The 18,070-nt window shown below is 63.6% G+C and carries 12 protein-coding genes; 5 read left to right on the top strand and 7 right to left on the bottom strand.

Annotated elements, in window-relative coordinates:
* Positions 1–77: 77 nt before the first annotated feature.
* Entirely contained in the window at positions 78–1,025 is a 948-nt protein-coding gene (locus ACZYHG_RS14325; protein WP_464614334.1) for a hypothetical protein, read from the bottom strand.
* Between the two features lie 205 nt (positions 1,026–1,230).
* Entirely contained in the window at positions 1,231–2,292 is a 1,062-nt protein-coding gene (locus ACZYHG_RS14320; RefSeq protein WP_464614333.1) for a CapA family protein, read from the bottom strand.
* A 160-nt stretch (positions 2,293–2,452) separates the two neighbouring features.
* Between ACZYHG_RS14320 and ACZYHG_RS14315 the strand changes: the two genes are divergently transcribed.
* On the top strand, positions 2,453–3,739 hold the full coding sequence (locus ACZYHG_RS14315; RefSeq protein WP_464614332.1) for a hypothetical protein: 1,287 nt from the start codon (positions 2,453–2,455) through the stop codon (positions 3,737–3,739).
* Between the two features lie 172 nt (positions 3,740–3,911).
* On the opposite strand, the gene ACZYHG_RS14310 is transcribed toward ACZYHG_RS14315, so the two are convergent.
* The gene (locus ACZYHG_RS14310; protein ID WP_464614331.1) at positions 3,912–5,102 is read right to left on the bottom strand and encodes a clavaminate synthase family protein; all 1,191 of its coding nucleotides are present in this window, start codon (positions 5,100–5,102) and stop codon (positions 3,912–3,914) included.
* Between the two features lie 100 nt (positions 5,103–5,202).
* On the opposite strand from ACZYHG_RS14310, the gene ACZYHG_RS14305 reads away from it, so the two are divergent.
* Positions 5,203–6,129, top strand: coding sequence for a LysR substrate-binding domain-containing protein (locus tag ACZYHG_RS14305; protein ID WP_464614330.1), 927 nt, complete (start codon positions 5,203–5,205; stop codon positions 6,127–6,129).
* Between the two features lie 32 nt (positions 6,130–6,161).
* Here the strand turns inward: ACZYHG_RS14305 and ACZYHG_RS14300 are convergent, their stop codons facing one another.
* The 4 genes from ACZYHG_RS14300 to ACZYHG_RS14285 form a co-directional block, all read right to left on the bottom strand.
* Positions 6,162–6,755: an Imm42 family immunity protein gene (locus ACZYHG_RS14300; protein WP_464614329.1), complete on the bottom strand. Its 594-nt coding sequence runs from the start codon at positions 6,753–6,755 to the stop codon at positions 6,162–6,164.
* Between the two features lie 76 nt (positions 6,756–6,831).
* Positions 6,832–7,767 carry a hypothetical protein gene (locus ACZYHG_RS14295; protein ID WP_464614328.1) on the bottom strand — a complete coding sequence of 312 codons (936 nt, stop codon included), beginning with the start codon at positions 7,765–7,767 and terminating at the stop codon, positions 6,832–6,834.
* A complete protein-coding gene (locus ACZYHG_RS14290; RefSeq protein WP_464614327.1) occupies positions 7,767–10,469 on the bottom strand; it encodes a hypothetical protein in 2,703 nt (900 codons plus the stop codon). Before ACZYHG_RS14290 ends, ACZYHG_RS14295 begins: the two co-directional genes overlap by 1 nt.
* A 55-nt stretch (positions 10,470–10,524) precedes the next feature.
* Entirely contained in the window at positions 10,525–11,394 is an 870-nt protein-coding gene (locus ACZYHG_RS14285) for a protein-L-isoaspartate O-methyltransferase family protein (RefSeq protein ID WP_464614326.1), read from the bottom strand.
* 514 nt (positions 11,395–11,908) lie between these two features.
* Here ACZYHG_RS14285 and ACZYHG_RS14280 point away from each other — a divergent pair.
* The 3 genes from ACZYHG_RS14280 (at position 11,909) to ACZYHG_RS14270 (ending at position 17,971) form a co-directional block, all read left to right on the top strand.
* Complete coding sequence (locus ACZYHG_RS14280; RefSeq protein WP_464614325.1) at positions 11,909–13,444, top strand: DUF2778 domain-containing protein; 1,536 nt, start codon at positions 11,909–11,911, stop codon at positions 13,442–13,444.
* 265 nt (positions 13,445–13,709) lie between these two features.
* A complete protein-coding gene (uvrB, locus tag ACZYHG_RS14275) occupies positions 13,710–16,880 on the top strand; it encodes an excinuclease ABC subunit UvrB (protein WP_464614324.1) in 3,171 nt (1,056 codons plus the stop codon).
* A 185-nt stretch (positions 16,881–17,065) separates the two neighbouring features.
* Positions 17,066–17,971 (top strand): DMT family transporter, encoded by a 906-nt coding sequence (locus tag ACZYHG_RS14270; RefSeq protein WP_464614323.1) that lies wholly within the window; start codon positions 17,066–17,068, stop codon positions 17,969–17,971.
* The last annotated feature ends 99 nt before the right edge of the window (positions 17,972–18,070 follow it).

Below are 18,070 nucleotides of genomic sequence, written 5' to 3'. Positions count from 1 at the left end.
CCAGGAAAAGTGTGAGCGGGTTTTCCCGGGAAAAGCGCGTAGCGCTTTCCCTTGGGAATTGCGTAAAAACAAAGAGTCTATCCGCCCTTCGCCCCGATCTTGCGCACCAGCGCAGCCGTCGCCAGCATCGCCCCCATATCCGAGATCATCGGCGCGACATGCCTGGTGTAGTCGAGCGGCACCGAAATATCCGGCAGCTCGAAGAAATTCTTCGCCTGCGGCAACAGCAGGAAACCGTCGCTGCCATTGAGCGCGACGCGGGCCGGTTCGTCCGGCCATGTTTCGCCGAGCCATTTCAAGGCCTGCGCCAGCCGGCCCATCACCAGCGGCCGAGCCGCCTCGACATTGTCGGTGCGGAATTCATAGGCTGCATCAAGTTCGGGCACGCCAGATGACAGTTCCTGCATTTTGCTGGCGAACATGCCGCGGAAAAAGCCCATGACCGCATTGGTGCGCCGCGTCGCCACCAATATTCCCGGGAATGGCTCGACGGCCTCGAAAGCGACGATGACGCCCTTGAAGGTTGTCGCCTTGGTCTTGGTCGACGCCCCATCCCAAAGGTCTGCTTCGTAGAGTTCGAAAGCAAACCCGTCATAGCGTCCCGATATGATGTCGTCGAAGCGGCTCATGCTGGCACCGCCAACCGTCTCGCGCGGCAACCGGTCGAAGGAATGCGGCGTCACGTCGTGCTGGTAGTGCATGTCCCCGATAAAGCCAAAGATGATCGGCATCAGTGTTTCGCGAAACGATTGCTGCAGTCGTGTCGCCGGCCGGATCGCTCGGAAATAGAGCAGGATCGCCGTCACGAAACCGATGATGTAGAGAAACACATGCGGCGGCGAGAACCATTGCTCGTGGGGGTCGGCGACCTTGTTGAACAGCCAGGCGATCAGCGCCACGACCACCAGCACCAGCCCGATGAACAGCGGCACCCGCCAGCGCACCTGCCGCAATGTCGAAGCCCTCGCCGCCTCATAGGCCTCGATGGCTTTCCGGATGCCGGCGATGATCGTCTCGCTTGGCATGAAATCCGCTGTTTCCACCGCTACCCCCTGCTGCCTCGACCAGCTCATGATAGCTGCATCTATGGGAAAGTCGCCAGCCAGAGCAACAAGCGCGACCTTCCCTTCTCCCCTTGCGGGAGAAGGTGTCGCCGAAGGCGGCGGATGAGGGGTGCTCCAGGAACACCAACGCCTCACTCCGCTGGAACACCCCTCAACCGTCTCGGCGCTATCGCGCCGATCCACCTTCTCCCACAAGGGGAGAAGGGAAAACCGCGCCTAGCCGCCCCACCACCTTCTCGCGCATTCGGCCCTCCAGCGCCTCCAGCGGCACCAGCCGCTCATGATCCCCGTTCCGTAGCCGCACGAACGGATGCAACCGGTAAGCGGCAACAGCACCACGCGCCCCGGCATCAGCACTCACATCGACAATGAAAATCCCGCCAATGCGCCCAGGCCATGGCTGGCGGGCAAGGGCCGTGCCGAGGAAATCGCCGAGCCCATAGGCGACGATCGTCCCGTCGATACGCTCCACCGGCTGCACGACGTGGGCGTGATGACCGGCGATCAGCCCGACGCCCTGCCCGGCCAGCCGCCTCGCCAGTGCCCGCGTCCCGGCGCGCGGAAAGTGCCGGAACTCCCAGTCCCAATGCGGCACCGCGCAGAGAAGATCATAGCTGTCACGCGGCCGGCCTGTCAGATCGCAATCCGTCGACACGCGGCCCGCAAACAGGTGTTCGTCGGCATTGCGCCAAAGCGTGAAGGCGGCCAAGCCGACACGCAGCGGCTCGACCTCGACCGGCTGCACCGGACCACCCGCAGCCAGGCCGATGGTTCCGATGCCAAGTCGCTTCAGCGCCGCCACCGTCTCTTCAAAACCGGCGACGCCCTGGTCGAGGACATGATTGTTGGCCAACGACAGCACCAATCTTTCACGCGCAATACCGACCGCGGCCAGCGCCTCGGCCAGAAACCGCTCACTCATCGCATGGTGCGTGCCGAGCTTCGTTCCGAGCACGGCGCTCGGCCTGTCCACGACAGGGCTTTCGCAATTGCCGATCACCAGATCGGCGCTGCCAAGCAGCGCCTTGATCGTCGGGTCGCAGGCCGGCGCATGGCGATTGGTCACCGCCGATATGTCGCCGATGAAGGCCAGCCGCACCGTCTGTTTTGGCCGTGGCTCCATCAGCATTCCCGCGATCGGCGCAAACCCGCTGGCGTCACCGCCAAGCGACGGCTTCAGGAAACGCGGCAGCCAGGACAGTTTGTAGGAGAGCGGATAGTTCGACACGCAATGCCCAATCGTTTGCCTTCTGTAAACCGTCCGCCGGGCTGGTTGAAGCGCGTCCTTCGACAATCGTGCAACGATGTGGGGGGCTTATCGGCACCGACGGGCGCGGTGCCGCAAATCTGTGTATGGTCGCCAACGACAAATGCATGGGAGGAAAATGATGACCCGAATAGCAAGCCTGCTGGCATCCGCCTTCATTGTGCTTCTGCCCCTGTCTCCCGCCGGTGCCTCTTCCGCCAGTGCCTCTTCTGCCAGCGCCGCCATGCCCGAGGCGGCAACCGCTCTGTTCGAGGCCAAGACCGTGGCCGCGCGCAACAGCGCTCTCTCGACGCTGGAGGCAGCCGCGCCAAAAGACCCGGCATCGGCCTATGCCGCCGGCGCTGGTGAATTCTTCACAGCACTCGAGCTGCTCGCCAGCGGCCTGCACCGCCACGGTTTCGAGAGCCCGCAATCCTTCATGCTGCCGCTGATGCAGCTGCCGGTGCCGCCCAATCCCAATCCCGAGCCGCTGACCTACGAAGAGTTCCGCGCCATCCTGGCCGCGTTCCGCGACCGGCTGGAAAAATCCGCCACCACGCTGGGCTCGGTGCCGGCCGATGCCGATATCGGCATGGTTATCGACCTCACCCATGTCGGCATCGACCTCAACGAGGACGGCACCATCGCGCCGGACGAAAGCATGGCGGCCATCATGGCCGCGCTGTCGCACGGCAGCATCTCGCAGGGCGATGCCGTACCTGCGCTGACCTTCCGCTTTGACCGCGCCGACGGCTATTGGCTGCAGGGCTATGCCGAGTTCCTGATGGCGCAGGCCGACTTCTGGCTGGCGCATGATTTCGGGAGCACTTTCGACGGCTCCTTCCACATGCTGTTCCCGCGCGCCAAACTGCCGTTGCAGGACATTCTCGTGCCGCCGCCGAGCGAGATGGGCTCGAACATCTTCTCTTCGGAATGGCGCATCGCCGACTTCATCTCGATGGTGCATCTCATCAACTGGCCGGTGGTCGAGCCGGAGCGCCGCAAGGCGGCGCGCCTTGAATTGCTCGAAATGATCCGGCTGTCGCGCGAGGACTGGAAGGCGATCCGTGCCGAGACCGACAATGACCGCGAATGGCTGCCGGGACCGCAGCAGAAGGGCGAAAACCCGCTCACCGGCCTCGAAGTCGGCGAAGAGCAGGTGCAGGCCTGGCTCGCCACCTTGACCATGGCCGAGGACCTTCTCGAAGGCCGCCTGCTGCTGCCGCACTTCCGCATCACCGGCAAGGGCATCAACATGAAGCGCTTCTTCGACGAGCCGAAGCCTTTCGACCTCGTGCTGTCAATCACCGGGCCGGGCATCGCGCCCTATCTCGAAAGCGGCAAGATCCTGACCAGCGAGGACTTCGACCAGATCCAGCGCGAATTTGGGGGTGGCGGGTTTTTGACGTTTGCGCTGTGGTTTAACTGAGTTTTACCCCCATTTGAGGGAAGCGTGCCAAGGCGTGTTGAGATTCAGGTCAGGCCGAGTCGAAAACGATGGGTTCCGAGAACCGGAGCGGAGCGTACTTTTGGCTACGTGAGAACCGGAAGCGCAGGAAACCGTCGTTTGCAGGCCGGCATCACCTGAATATCAATACGCCTTAGAAAATCGCCCCCTGATACAGCACCGCTTCCGCCTCCTCCGGCGCCAACCGCCGGGCCAACGTCCGAAACGCGCTGTGGACGCCGTCGCGGTCGATGTTGCAGCTTCTGAGATGGCGCACAGCCAGCGTCGGGTCGAAGGCGCTGCGGCCATGCAGGACGCGCTGATTGTCGAAGACCAGCACTTCGCCGGGCTGCAACTGATGCTGAAACTGGTTTTGCGGATCGCGGATTAGCCGTGTCAGTTCGGCCAGCGCCTCGATCAGCCCGTCGATCTGGTCCAGAGGTGCCCATTGCGGCGCCAGGCAACGGTCATTGTAGCGGATGCCGGTAACCGCACCCGTCGTGTCGAGGCTGATGACATGCGCCTCGGCGCTGAAGAACACCTCGCCTTCGTGTTCGCGGTGGAAGGTGACGCCGTGCCGCGTCAACAGCTCGAACAGGTCAGGCGTGCGCGTCCGCATCAGCTCGGCGACATGAAAGCCGTCGACCGTTAGCGAGGTGCCGCCGCTGCCCGCGCCCGTGCGGATGGCGTGGAAGAAGATGAAGCCCGGCGGCGCATAACGGAACGGCTCGTCCGTGTGCGGGATTTGCGCCCGCGCCGTCTCGCCCGCCACCCGCGCATCCGGCCGCGAGATGAGATCGAAGACCTTGCCATAGCTGGTTTCGCGGATCGGCCCGTAACGGCTGGCAACCCGCGCCGTTGCTTCGGTCTCGGCTGGAACGCCGGTCAACATGGCGATGCCGTGATCCCTCAACGCCCGCAGTGATTGGAAAAGCGCTTCGTCATCCGCGACCACCGCATCGAAGGCGAATCGGCCGAGCCGTGCGGAGAGGTCGCTGTTCCACAGAAGCGGCTGGAACCGGTCCGGGCCTGAGCCGCCGGCATGGTTTGCCAGTGAGGCCGCGTCGTAGCGCGACACGTGCCCATCCTGCCAAATGACAGTGACCTGCCCGGGCACGGAGACATCGAAGCTCTCAGCATGGACTTCCTTGCCGACATCGGCCGGCGTCAGCCACCTCTTGCCCGAGGCGGCGTCGCCGCATTGCTCGCACTCGCAGGCCAGCCGCAGCCAGCGCGTCGAGAGTTTTGCCGAGCGACCGTCAGCCAAATCGACGGCAATACGTGCGCCTTCTGCGCGCATGGCACGGATCGGTGCGACGGCATGGTGCTTTGGCGTGTCGAGCATCTGATGTCCCCGGCGGTTGAATTTCTTCGACCAGCCTAGGCAGAGAAGAATCCCAACTCAAACGAGTTCCCTTCCCAAAGTTTTGAGATAAATTCAAAACATGGTGCTAAGGGATTTGCCGCTTTCCGGCTTACGAGCGCTGGTGGCCGCCGCCAGGGCCGGCAGCCTGACGCGCGCCGCCGAGGAGCTGGGCGTGACGCCCGGCGCCATCGGCCATCAGATCCGGCAGTTGGAAGACCGGCTCGGCATCAAGCTGGTGCGGCGCGAAGGCAACGGCATCGTGCTGACCCGGGCCGCCGAGGCAGCACTGCCCGACATCGACCGAGGCTTCGACGCGCTTGCCTCCGGCATGCGGCGGCTGCGCTTCGAACGGCGGGCGGAGACCTTCACCATCTCAGCCGATCCGTCCTTCGCCTCGCTCTGGCTGGCACCGCGCCTTGCGATGGTGCGACCGGCCCTTGGACGGCTCGAGGTCCGCATTGTCGCATCCGTCGCGCTCGAGGCAATGGCGGAGGAAGGCGTCGATCTTGCCATCAGCTACCGCAAAGGCGCGGCATCGCACATCGCGGCACTCGACCTCTTCACAGAGCGGGTCATTCCAGCTTGCGCGCCGGCGCTGGTCGAGGGTCACACCGGGCGGAACAGAGCCGAAATGCTGGACAGGATGCCGCTGCTGCACATCGACCCGACGATGGGTGACGATGTCTACCCAGCCTGGCGGGACTGGTTCATCGCAGCAGCGCGGCAGAGGAAGGACATCGACCAGGGTCCGCGCTTCGGATTGACCATCGTCGCGGCGCAAGCGGCGATCGCCGGGATGGGCGCGTTGCTGGCCAGCGAACTGGTGTTGCGCCGCCATCTCGACGCAGGCCACCTCGTCGAGATCGGGGGCGAGGTACCGGCACTGACCATCAAGCGCCGGCTGGTCTGGTCTGAAAATGGGCCGAAGGCCCGCCGCGCCGCCGTCTTTGCCTCTGAACTGGCAGCGATTGCCGATATCGGCATCGATAGCGCCTTGCCTCAGTAAATCCGTGTCAGGTCAATGCCACATTCCACCAATCAGTTCGATACCGAGGTCGCATGATTTTCACTTGATTTATTCACCCACTCGGCAGCGAACTGCTCTCTCCAACGAGAGAGAACGCCGTAGAAAACCTCGTCGTCGAGCCATTCCTCCACAACCGTGCCGCCGACATCCTCGGGAGATTCCGTATTCACGAAAGCAATGAGGCGAACCTTGTTGCCGACGTCGAATTGGAGAACATGGCTTCCGTCATCGAATGCCTCATCACCATCCGGAGCCCATACGATCGCGTTTCCATAAAGAATTTCGGTGAACTCGATGGCCGGCAGGCCGAAATAATCAACACGAGCGGTTTGCCTGTACACGGCATCGAGGAAAGCCTCGGCAATCTGCGACGCGTCCATGGTCGATAGAAACAGAACTTGATGCGTTCCGCGTCGCCGCAGACGATCATTTACCGCTTCGAAGGAGCAGCCCAACATCGAGGCATCGGGTGCGTGGACACCATACGCCTTCCCTTGAATGTGAATGAGAAAGTAGCCCAACGCGCGTTGCGCAAGGTTGGGAAATGCTTGCGTGATTGCACTTTCGATAGCAAAGGACGTTCGATCTCCGACCATCGCAGCCATCACTCAGCCTCGTGAGTTTTCTCGCAGGCAAACATTTAGGACGCTGCCCATCAATCGCGCAAATGCAAACATGCTCTTAGCGTGGAAAGCCATGCACGCGCCCTAGAAGCCACTGCAATGGATTGCTGACAAAGGCCCGTGTGACGAACGTATCGTGGCCTGCATCCGAGGCGAGGAAGGCAACCGTTCCGGCTTCGAGGCGGCGTGGCGGATCGGCGCTCGCGTTGATACCCTGGCCCGCCAGCAACTGCCTGATCTCGGCATTGCCGGAAGCCGAGGATTTGCTGTAGGCGCTGACGAAGAAACTCTTGCGGTGGTGCGCGATCCAGCTGGCAAAAATGTCGGCCTCGTCGAACGCGGCGTCGAGCAGGATGACGCCGAGCAGGCGGGCGCCGATGTCACCATTCCTCAGCACGAAGGCGGCCGGGTTATAGCCGCCGCTATAGGCGACCAGCACCACCGGCATGGCGTCTAATTTTGCCGCTTTGGCGCCGGTCAGCCTGGCCAGGCCTTGTGCCGCCTCGGCCACGAACCTCGCAAAATAGCCTGGCGTCCAGAAATTCCCGGCGCTGGAATCCTGCGCATTGCTGGCGAATTGCGGCGCCACCAGCACCGCGTTTATGCCTGATGCCTCGACCTGCGCGAAGACCCTCTGGCGGCCGACCACATCGCGCTGCAAGGTCGCGCCATTGCCGTGGAAGAACACGACGATGACGGCCGGCTTGGCCGGATCAAACCCCTTCGGCACCGCCAGCAAGGTGCTGCGGTCGGAATAGGTCTCGTCCTCCCAATAGATGCCGCCGCGCGGCGAGGTGTGGCCGCGCCGGCCACCCGCCGCCGTGACATCGAGGAAAGGCGCGGAGCCGTCGGGCAGCTTACCCCGGTAGGGAAAGGGCGATGCCTTGAACGGCACGATGGTCGATATAGCCTTGTGCAAGCGCGCCCCCTGGCTCGCCACGGGAAAAGCCACTGTTGCCAGCAATCCGGCGACGATGGCGCGCCGGTCCGGCATCAGGCTGGCACCAAGCGTATGGAAGGCGCCTTCGACGGCAACAGCACGGCGAAGAAGGCCGGGATAGCGATGAAATAGGCGATTGCCGACCATTGCAGCACGGCGCTCAGCCCGAAGCTGGTAGCGACGATCGGCACGGCGGCTGAGCCGATCACCGAAAAGCAGCCATTGATGCCCCAGGCCCAGACGAACAGATGTTCCTTGCCGAGCCGTGCCAGCCAGGTCATGGCTGTGGCCATCGGCATGCCCATCAGGAAGGCCGGCGGCGACACCAGGAGGAAGCAGAGCAACAGCCGCACCGCATAGGGATAGGCGCCGATCCAGTCGAGCACCGGCGACAGATAGAAGCCATAGGCGAGCAGCAGAATGCAGACCGCCAGCAGCACCAGCGGTAGCAGCGTCCTGGCGCGATCAAAAATGCGTTCGGCAAACAGGCTGCCGAGACCGGAAAACACCAGCATCGAGGAGATCAGCACCGAGGCCGACACGGTCGGGTTTGCCAGCGCCACGGTGAAGCGGCTGATCAGCCCGACCTCGACCATGATGTAGCCGAGGCCGAGACAAGCGAAATAGAGGATGGTACCGAGCTTGCCGCGCGAGCGCGAGAAGACGATGCGCCAGCCGAAGAGGACCGGCAGCAGCACCAGCGACGCCGCCGTGATGCAGGCAATGCCGAGCGTTGCCCAGATCAGCAGATAACCCCAATCGTCCTGGAACAGGTCGAGCCGGTCCAGCGTGCGCGGCAGGTCGGCGACCTTCACATAGGCGGCGAAATAGGGCTGGTCGTTGCTCAGCGCACGCGTGTCGAAGACATAATCGCTGGCGAGTTTTTGCCAACCGCCGGTCAGAAGCGCGTGCCACGTCATGCGCTGCATTTCCGTCGCCGGAAGCACCTGCGGGCCGGCATCGCCACCAGCACCCGCGCAGGCATCCAGCGTCGGATCTGCCGGTGCTGTGGGATCGCAGGCGCCGTTCGGCGCGGTCGGGTCAGCCGGCGCGGTCGCATCGGCGGCAGGCTGCGTCAGCGTCGCATCCTGCCCGCTGCCAAAGATCGAGGCGCGATAATCATCGAGCACCTTTTGCCCGCCCGAGCCATCATAGGCCATCCCTGGATAATAGACTTCCTCCCACGACATCGACTTGGTGTAGTCGCGCAAGGTCTTGATTTCGGCCTCGGTGAAGCCGCCGCGCTTGAACAGCACCGTCGTGGTCGAGAGGTAACTCGACACGGCGAAGATGTCGTTGGCCGCGCCCTGGCTGTCGAACGCCTTCGCTGCCTCGGCGATGGTCGAATAGAGCTTCAGCACCGATTTCGGCGGCTCTTCCTTGTTCCACAAAGTGACCGACAGCACGCCGCCATTGGCCAGCGCGTTCATGTAGCTCAGCATCGCCTCATGCGTGTAGGCATACTTTTCGGAGATGGCGAAGCCACCCGGATTGGACAGGCCGACACTGTCGGCAAGGCTGAGGTCGATGACATCGTAGCGCTCGGCCGTATTGGCGAGGAACAGGCGCCCGTCATAGTCGATCACCTTGAGCCGCGGCTCGGCCAGGATGTCGCCGGTCACATCCCTGAGCACCGGATCGCGGAACGCCCGCAACGTCATCGGATTGCTCTCGGCGACGGTCACCGAGGTCGAGCCGGCATTGAGCGCGGCCTGCGTGGAGATGCCGCCGCCGAACTGCACGACGAATGTCTTGGGCTTGTCTTTGATGACATAGGGATAGTGCATCGGCAGATAGCGGAAATAGACCTGCTCGGCCGGCGCCAGATTGCGCATGATGCCTTCCGGCCCGTCGCCGTCGCGATACATGCCGACATAGGTGTTGGCCGGCACCTCGGGCATGCCGAAGGCGGCATTGTCGCTCAGGCCCGGCGCGAAATGCATGTAGGAGCTGGCATAGACCTGTAGGTCCCCGAACGGTGAGACACTGCGGTAGATGCGCTTGCCGTCCGGAAAGTTGCGGGCATAGGCGACGCCCTTGTACTGCGACACGGCGATGTCGGGGATGCCGAGCAGACCAGGCAGCATGAGATAGCCAGCAATCGACAGCGCCGCCACGACCACGCCGGCGACAACGCTTTTCCAGGCGCCGAAGGCGATAAACCACAGCAGCGAACCCGCGGCCCAGAGCAGCAGCGGCACGACGATGATGGTTTCCGGTGCAAACAGATAGAGCGACACCAGCACGACGAGGCCGGCCAGCCCCGAGCCGGTCAGATCGGCGAAATAGACGCGGCCGAAGGCGGTACGGCTCTTCAGGAAGACGATGCCGAGGAAGAACGCGCCGGCCAGGAATGGCAGGAGATAGAGCAGGAAATTGGCGAGCAGCCGCCATTTCTGCGCGGGATCGGAAACCAGGAAGATGGCGTTGAACGGCACCGTCTGTGCGACAAGATTGGAGCCGACGGCGAGCGGGCCGATGAGCAGCAGCGCTCCCGTGGCCGCGCCTTGCCAGTGGCGGTCGAACCAATCCTTGCCGGCGAAGATGACGACGCTGGACAGCGAGAAGCCGAGCATGGCGAGGCTGACCACCAGCGAGCCGAAATGCGACCAGCTGCCGACGGCGAACACCCGCATGACCGCTATCTGCAGCGCGATGATGGCGCCGGCGATCAGCCCGACCGCGAGATAATGCGCGAGCCGAGGCGCCTCCAGCGAGGTGAGACTTGGTCGAGAGGTCGATACGACAGCCGTCATTCAGGCCCCTTGATGCGGCGGCTTGGCTCGGCAGGCCTGGACCGGCGCGGCATGCTCAGCCGTTATGCGTGCCGACGATCTGGTCGCCTTCCAGCTTGGTGAACGGCACGAACGGCACCACCTTGCCATTATAGATATCCGAGCGGACGATGTTGAACGTGCCGTCGGCAAGCTGCTGCTTGATCACCTTGAGCACATGCTGGGCGCCCGGCGGGCCGACCGGGATGACCATCACGCCATTGGGCTTCAACTGCTGCAGCAGCGACGGCGGAATGTGGTCGATGCCGCAGGTGACGATGATCTTGTCGAACGGGCCGACGCTTTCCCAGCCATAATAGCCGTCGGCGTTGCGGCTGGTGACCGAGCCGAACACGCTGTAGCCGCGATCGATCAGCGCGTCATAGGTGCGGCGCGTGCGCTGCGCCAGCGGATTGATGATCTCGATCGTGTGCACCTTGTCGGTGAGGTTGGCGAGATAGGCCGACTGGTAGCCGGAGCCGGTGCCGACCTCGAGCACGGCCTCGCCGAACTGGACGTCGATGGCCGTTGTCATGCGCCCGACCAGATGCGGACCGGAGATCGTCACGCCATAGCCGATGTCGAGGAAGGCGTGGTCGTAGGCGCGTCCCAGATTCTGCTGCAGCACGAATTCTTCGCGCGGCGTGGCAAGGAAGGCGCGCTTGTTGCGGTCGTCCAGCACGTCCTTGTTATAGACCATGATCTGGAAGCGATCGAATCGCTCAGCCAAAAACTTCGGATCCTCGCCGCGATTGGCCACCATCCAGTCGATGAACGACTTTTTATCCTTGAATGGGATTTCGGCGTTGCGATCATAAGGCACCGGCAGGGCAGCCCTGACAGTAGCCGGAAGAATGGAGAACGCCGCCGCACCCGCCGACAGCGTCAAGAAATCCCGACGCTTCATGGAAAAAGCCTCCAAAGTGGCCTTTGCCACCCCAAAACCAAGCCTTCAACCCGATTGCACCGCCTCCCAAAACGAGTCAATGGGCGTCAGGGAGTGGCAGTCCGGGCGCAGAATTTGTGGCAATCGGGCAACAGTTTTGCCCCTGCAACAGACTTTTTTGGTACGTCGGAAGGACACGACCGATTGCCGCATGGCTCGCCGGAGCGCTTCTTTCGCAAATTAGCTGGGGCTGTTTTGCTTGACTTGGCCGCCAAAAGCAGGCAGCAAAACTGCCTCGGAAGGGCAACAACACCACTTTCCTGCGCGTGGATGGAACCTCATTTGGAGAAATCCACATCTCGTCGTTGGTTTTGAGAGGGATTGATTAACCAACTTTGTCCATATTTTGAAGCAATCGGCAACCAACAACAGGCGCGGCAAACGCGTCGGGGACCACCTGGGATCACTCGCAGAATGGTCGTCGCGGCTCACAAGGCCACGTACGGGGAAAACCGATTGGAGCAAGATTGGTTGCATGGCGTTGTCGCGTAAACACAAAATAATCTGGGAACAGCGCGAAGGCGGCGAGCAAGTCGACGCATTGCGTTCCCATTCCTTCAACCCGCAACGGATCGTCCGCTGGGTCGCGGTGCCCGGTGTCAGCGCTGCCGTCGGCTTGTGGCTGATCGGCACCATGGCTGGCCTCAGCTCCGTCGGCGCCGCGCTGTCGGCGTCGGGCGGCCTGCCGCAGACGCTGTCCATGCCAGGCTCGCTGGCCATGGCCGATCCGCTGAAGCAGCATTTCCTGAGATCCTCGGCGCCGTTCGTGCTGGCCAACGCCCATGGCGGCGCGCAGGGCCTGCACGACCACGCCGTGCAATGCGGCGCCAGCTGCTTCAAGCTGGCCGGCGTCAGCCCGCAGATGGAGAAATCCGCGCGCCTCGTGGCCCATGCAAAGCCGGAACAGCCTATTTTGAAGTCGAAGGCGCAGGAGCGTTTCGAACGCATGGAGGCGTCGCTATCGCCGACCAAGCTTGCCGCCGCTTTTGCCGACGCCGGCAAGCCTATTGTCTTTGCCACCGCCGGCATGCCTGTCGCGACGGCCAACGCCCGTCCCGTGATTTCCAGCACCGCGCCGCAGATCGCTGAGGCGTCGCTGGTGCCGTCCGCCCAGCTCATGGCCAGCCTGTCTGACGACATGCCGGCTCCCGCGGCGGAACGCTTCGCCCGTGCCGATACCGTCGTCCAGACCGCACCGGCACCGCAGGGCTTTGCCCAATCCGAGACACCTGACAACGCGCAGCTGGCCCTGGCCCAATCCGAGACACCTGACAACGCGCAGCTGGCCCTGGCCCTTGTGCGGTCGCTGCCGGTCGAGGATGAGGCCTTCGCTTCACCGCTGCCGATGACCGACTCCTCGGCAGATGTCGCGGTTTCGCCTGTCGAGACCCAGCAGGAACAGCCCGGCGACGCCGCCGCGCTGCCGGATGCGCTGACCGACGACGTGCCGCTGCCGACCCGACGCCCGCAGTTCGACGCGCCGCAGCCCAAGGCCGTCGAGCAGGACAAGCCGGAGCCGCAGCCCAAGATTGCTCAGCCCAAGCTCGCCCAGCAGAAACCGGCGCCCCAGGCAAAGCCGGTCCAGCAGGCCAGGCAACCGGCCCGGCAAGGCCGCGATGGCGGCGATGTGCTGGCCTATGCCAAGCCGGACACACCTTCGGGCGGCCTCGGCCAGGCGTTCAAGAACCTGTTCAACGGGCCGAACCCCGGAAGCGGAGCCGGACATGGCGTCGCCGTCTATGACATCAGCGCCAAGACGGTCTACATGCCGGACGGCCAGCGGCTTGAGGCGCATTCAGGTCTCGGCGCCATGGTCGACCAGCCGCGCTATGTCCACGTGAAGGATCGTGGCCCGACGCCACCCAACACCTACAATCTGTCGCTGCGTGAATCCCGCTTCCATGGCGTCGAGGCCCTGCGCCTCACCCCGGTCGGTGGCGGTAACAAGTACAACCGCAACGGCCTGCTCGCCCACACCTATATGCTGCGCGGCGGCCGCGCCGAGTTCTAATGGCTGCGTCGTCTTCCGGGACTATGCCCGCTTCCTCGCTGCCTTCAAGAAGGGCAAGGTCACACGCCTCGTCGTGGTGCCGCGCCTGAACGGATCGCCGACCCAGGTGGCGACCGACAACGCACGCGGCGCCTGAGCGCGACAGGCAGCACCACTGCGCGGAGCTGACTCCTCCTGACAGCCTTCTGTCAGGAGCCGTATGCGGTCAGGCGCCGCGCCTCATCCCGCTCTTTCCATTTTGGCCAAGACTCACCATATTCGGGACATGGCCAAATCCCCCGACAAGAGAACGCCCCCGACGGCGAATGACGACCGCGCCGCGCCCAAGCGGCGCAGTCCGCTGACCGATTTCCTCGACGCCTCGGAGCCGCTGCACAGAGGCGGCTTCGCCGAGATGCCGCAGCCCGAACTGTCGGGCACGCCGCTCACGGGGTCGATCGCGGATTGGGCAGAGCAGATCGAGCAGGAGGCCGAGAAGGAAGGGCGCCAGATCGGCAAGGGCGACGGCGGCAAATCGCCCAAGGTGGCCAAGAAGATTCCCGAGCGCTCCGCCGCTCCGGGTCGCAGCTCGCGTGGCACTTCGATGGGTGGCGCGGCAACGGCCAGGGAGCGGACGGCGGCCGGTCTCAATCCGGTCGCAGGCCTCGACATCTCGCTGGAAGACGCCGAGACAATGGCCTCGAGCAGCGTCACCGCCACGGTGGCAGCACTCTCGGCGCTGATCGAATCCGGCAATCCGCTGCACAAGGACGGCGTGCTGTGGACGCCGCACCGCCCTGCCCGCCCGGAGAAATCCGAAGGCGGCATCGCCATCAAGATGGTGTCGGACTTCGAGCCTGCGGGGGACCAGCCGACCGCGATCAAGGATCTGGTCGAAGGTGTCGACAACAACGACCGCACCCAGGTGCTGCTCGGCGTCACCGGCTCCGGCAAAACCTTCACCATGGCCAAGGTGATCGAGCAGACGCAGCGCCCTGCCCTGATCCTGGCGCCCAACAAGACGCTGGCCGCGCAGCTCTATTCCGAGTTCAAGAAATTCTTCCCCGACAATGCGGTGGAGTATTTCGTCTCCTATTACGACTATTACCAGCCGGAAGCCTACGTCCCGCGCACCGACACCTTCATCGAGAAGGAATCCTCGATCAACGAACAGATCGACCGCATGCGCCATTCGGCGACGCGCTCACTGCTCGAGCGCGATGACGTCATCATCGTCGCCTCGGTGTCCTGCATCTACGGTATCGGCTCGGTCGAAACCTATACCGCGATGACCTTCCAGATGCAGATCGGCGACCGGCTCGACCAGCGCGCCCTGCTCGCCGATCTCGTCGCCCAGCAGTACAAGCGCCAGGACATCAATTTCGTCCGTGGTTCGTTCCGCGTGCGCGGCGACACGATCGAGATCTTTCCGGCCCACCTGGAAGACCGCGCCTGGCGCATCTCGATGTTCGGCGACGAGATCGAGCAGATCACCGAATTCGACCCGCTGACCGGCCAGAAGACCGGCGAGCTGAAAAGCGTCAAGATCTACGCCAATTCGCACTATGTGACGCCGCGCCCGACGCTCAATCAGGCGATCAAGTCGATCAAGGAAGAGCTCAAGCACCGGCTGGTGGAACTGGAACGCGCCGGCCGCCTGCTGGAAGCGCAGCGGCTGGAACAGCGCTGCCGCTTTGATCTGGAGATGCTGGAAGCCACCGGTTCCTGCGCCGGCATCGAGAACTATTCGCGCTATCTCACCGGCCGCCAGCCCGGCGATCCGCCGCCGACCTTGTTCGAATACATTCCCGACAATGCGTTGGTCTTCATCGACGAAAGCCACGTCACGGTGCCGCAGATCGGCGGCATGTATCGCGGCGACTTTCGCCGCAAGGCGACGCTGGCGGAATATGGTTTTCGCTTGCCCTCCTGCATGGACAACCGGCCGCTGCGTTTCGAGGAATGGGACGCCATGCGCCCGCTCTCCGTCGCTGTCTCGGCGACACCAGGCGGCTGGGAAATGGAACAGGCCGGCGGCGTCTTCGCCGAGCAGGTCATCCGGCCGACCGGCCTGATCGATCCGCCGGTCGAGGTGCGCCCGGCGAAAAGCCAGGTCGACGATGTCGTCGGCGAGATCCGCGAGACCACCAAGGCCGGCTACCGCACGCTGGTCACCGTGCTGACCAAGCGCATGGCCGAGGACCTGACCGAATACCTGCACGAACAGGGCGTGCGCGTGCGCTATATGCACTCCGACATCGACACGCTGGAGCGCATCGAGATCCTTAGGGATTTGCGCCTCGGCGCCTTCGACGTGCTGGTCGGCATCAACCTTCTGCGCGAAGGCCTCGACATTCCCGAATGCGGCTTCGTCGCCATTCTCGATGCCGACAAGGAAGGTTTTCTGCGTTCCGAGACGTCGCTGATCCAGACCATCGGCCGCGCCGCGCGTAATGTCGACGGCAAGGTCATCCTCTATGCCGATCAGGTCACCGGCTCGATGGAACGGGCGATGGCCGAAACCAGCCGCCGCCGCGAAAAGCAGATGGAGTGGAACGCGGCCAACGGCATCACGCCGGAATCGGTCAAGTCGCGCATCTCAGACATTCTGGACTCGGTCTACGAGAAGGACCATGTCCGCGCCGACATCTCGCAGTTCACCGACAGCGCCGGCGCCATGATGGGCAACAACCTCAAGGCGCATCTCGACGCCATGGAGAAGCAGATGCGCGAGGCCGCCACCAATCTCGACTTCGAGAAGGCAGCCCGTATCCGCGACGAAATCAAGCGCCTGCGTGAGATGGAACTGTCGATCTCCGAAGACCCGCTGGCCAAATACGCCGACATGGAAAGCCCGGTCTCGGGTCGGGAAAAGGGCAAGCACAACAAGGGCGTGGCCAAACATCGTACATCCGAGGAACAGGAACGTTTCCGCAAGCTCGACGAAGCCCGCGCCGCCGAAGAGGCGGCCAGGGCTGCCCGGACTAACCTCTTCCGCAAGCCGGCGATTGACGAAATGGGCGCGGACGGCGCCGTGCCGGTGAAGAAGCCGCTGTTTGCCAAACCCTCGATCGACGATATGGGCCCTGGCACCGATATGCCGACGCCAGCGGGTGCCGTATCGCGCTCGCTGTTCAAGAAGCAGTCGGCGGAAGAAGCGCACGGCTCCGACTTCGGCATTCCCGGCGATGCCACCAAACCGCTGTTCAAGAAGAACTCGCTTGACGAGATGACCGTGCGGCGGACGGAAAAGCCGGTCGAGGGAAAAGTGCCGGCAAAGCCCCAGCCGATCTCCCCCGCTGTGGGCGCCGTCAGGACAGAGGGGGGCGCGAAGGAACACGGCGATGCCAACAAGCCCATCGTCCGCCAGCGCACTGGCATTGGTTCCTATGAAGACCCAGGCGACGCCCGCCGCGAAAAGAGACGGCCGGGCAAAACGGGAAGGCCGGGGCGGTAAAGCGCATTTCCCTTCCCCCTGCGGGAGAAGGGAAGCACTCCATCGCCGTACCTCAACGTCATGCTTCGCAGAGTCGCAACAACCTCTGGACCATGCTCGCGCGCTTGCCGCCAGTCGGCGAAAACGATACGCACGGCTGCAATTCTGCCTCTGCACGCAAAGCTCCCCACCGGCCAAACATACCCATGAGACCCAAGGACATCGCCGCCTATGTCTTCCTGGCCATCACCTGGGGGCTGTCGTTCCTTGTCCTGCTCAAGGTCGTGCATACCTTCGGCTGGGTCGGTGCGGTCACCTTGCGCTCGTTGATCGCCGGCATGACGCTCTTCCTGTTGGCCGCCGCGACACGGCGGCGGCTTGATTTCAGCGCCGGCTGGGGGCACTTCGCCGTGGTTGGCGCGACGACGGTCGCCGCGCAGCTGATCGGCCTGTCCTACGCAACGCCGCGCATCGGCACGGCAATGGCCGCCATCCTCGTTGCCGCGATCCCGCTGTTCTCGATGATCCTCGGGCAGTTGTGGGGGCTGGAGCGCATCACAGTTCGTGGACTGGCAGGGTTGCTGGTCGGCGCCACGGGGATCATCGTTCTGGTCGGCTTTCCCGCCGTGCCGATCACGACATCCTTCGCCTTCGGCTGTGCGGCCTCGTTGTTCAGTTCCTTCTCCGCCGCCTTCGGCAGCAACTACGCCAACCGCCATTTGCGCGCGGCTGGTTCGTTCGAACTCACCGGCGCCGCCTTCCTGTTCGGCGGCCTGATGACGCTGCCATTGCTGCTGGTCGTGCCGGTGCCTGCCATGCCCACCCCTGTCGACTTCCTCTATCTCGTCCTTCTCGCCTGCGTGATGAGTGCGCTGACTTATGTCGTCTACTTCCAGCTGATAGCCAGCATCGGCGCGACCAGGACGATCAGCGTCGAATTCGCCGTGACCACGATCGCCGTGCTGGTCGGCACGATCCTGCTTGGCGAATCGCTGACCGTCATCCAGGGTTTCGGCGCGGTGGCGATCATCGGCGGCTGCGTCTTGGTGCTCGACCCCATCCCGCGCCGGGGGAAAGCGGCGGCCTTGCCATCCGCCCCGCCTTTGGTGTAATCGCTCCTCACACTCAACGTCTTGTCTCGAAAGGAGGGCTCACGTGTTTGCGTTTTTTCGTCACCATCGTCAGCGTGGCCCGATTACTGCCCTGCGAGC

The sequence above is a fragment of the Mesorhizobium subarcticum genome, from assembly GCF_055456085.1.
Note: the sequence above shows the minus strand (reverse complement) of the source record. Positions and strands in the feature narration are given on the sequence as shown.

Coding starts and splice junctions, on each gene's coding strand:
- ACZYHG_RS14325 (WP_464614334.1), bottom strand. CDS start 1,025: ATGCCAAGCGAGACGATCATCGCCGGCATCCGGAAAGCCATCGAGGCC.
- ACZYHG_RS14315 (WP_464614332.1), top strand. CDS start 2,453: ATGACCCGAATAGCAAGCCTGCTGGCATCCGCCTTCATTGTGCTTCTG.
- ACZYHG_RS14310 (WP_464614331.1), bottom strand. CDS start 5,102: ATGCTCGACACGCCAAAGCACCATGCCGTCGCACCGATCCGTGCCATG.
- ACZYHG_RS14305 (WP_464614330.1), top strand. CDS start 5,203: ATGGTGCTAAGGGATTTGCCGCTTTCCGGCTTACGAGCGCTGGTGGCC.
- ACZYHG_RS14300 (WP_464614329.1), bottom strand. CDS start 6,755: ATGGCTGCGATGGTCGGAGATCGAACGTCCTTTGCTATCGAAAGTGCA.
- ACZYHG_RS14295 (WP_464614328.1), bottom strand. CDS start 7,767: ATGCCGGACCGGCGCGCCATCGTCGCCGGATTGCTGGCAACAGTGGCT.
- ACZYHG_RS14290 (WP_464614327.1), bottom strand. CDS start 10,469: ATGACGGCTGTCGTATCGACCTCTCGACCAAGTCTCACCTCGCTGGAG.
- ACZYHG_RS14285 (WP_464614326.1), bottom strand. CDS start 11,394: ATGAAGCGTCGGGATTTCTTGACGCTGTCGGCGGGTGCGGCGGCGTTC.
- ACZYHG_RS14280 (WP_464614325.1), top strand. CDS start 11,909: ATGGCGTTGTCGCGTAAACACAAAATAATCTGGGAACAGCGCGAAGGC.
- uvrB (WP_464614324.1), top strand. CDS start 13,710: ATGGCCAAATCCCCCGACAAGAGAACGCCCCCGACGGCGAATGACGAC.
- ACZYHG_RS14270 (WP_464614323.1), top strand. CDS start 17,066: ATGAGACCCAAGGACATCGCCGCCTATGTCTTCCTGGCCATCACCTGG.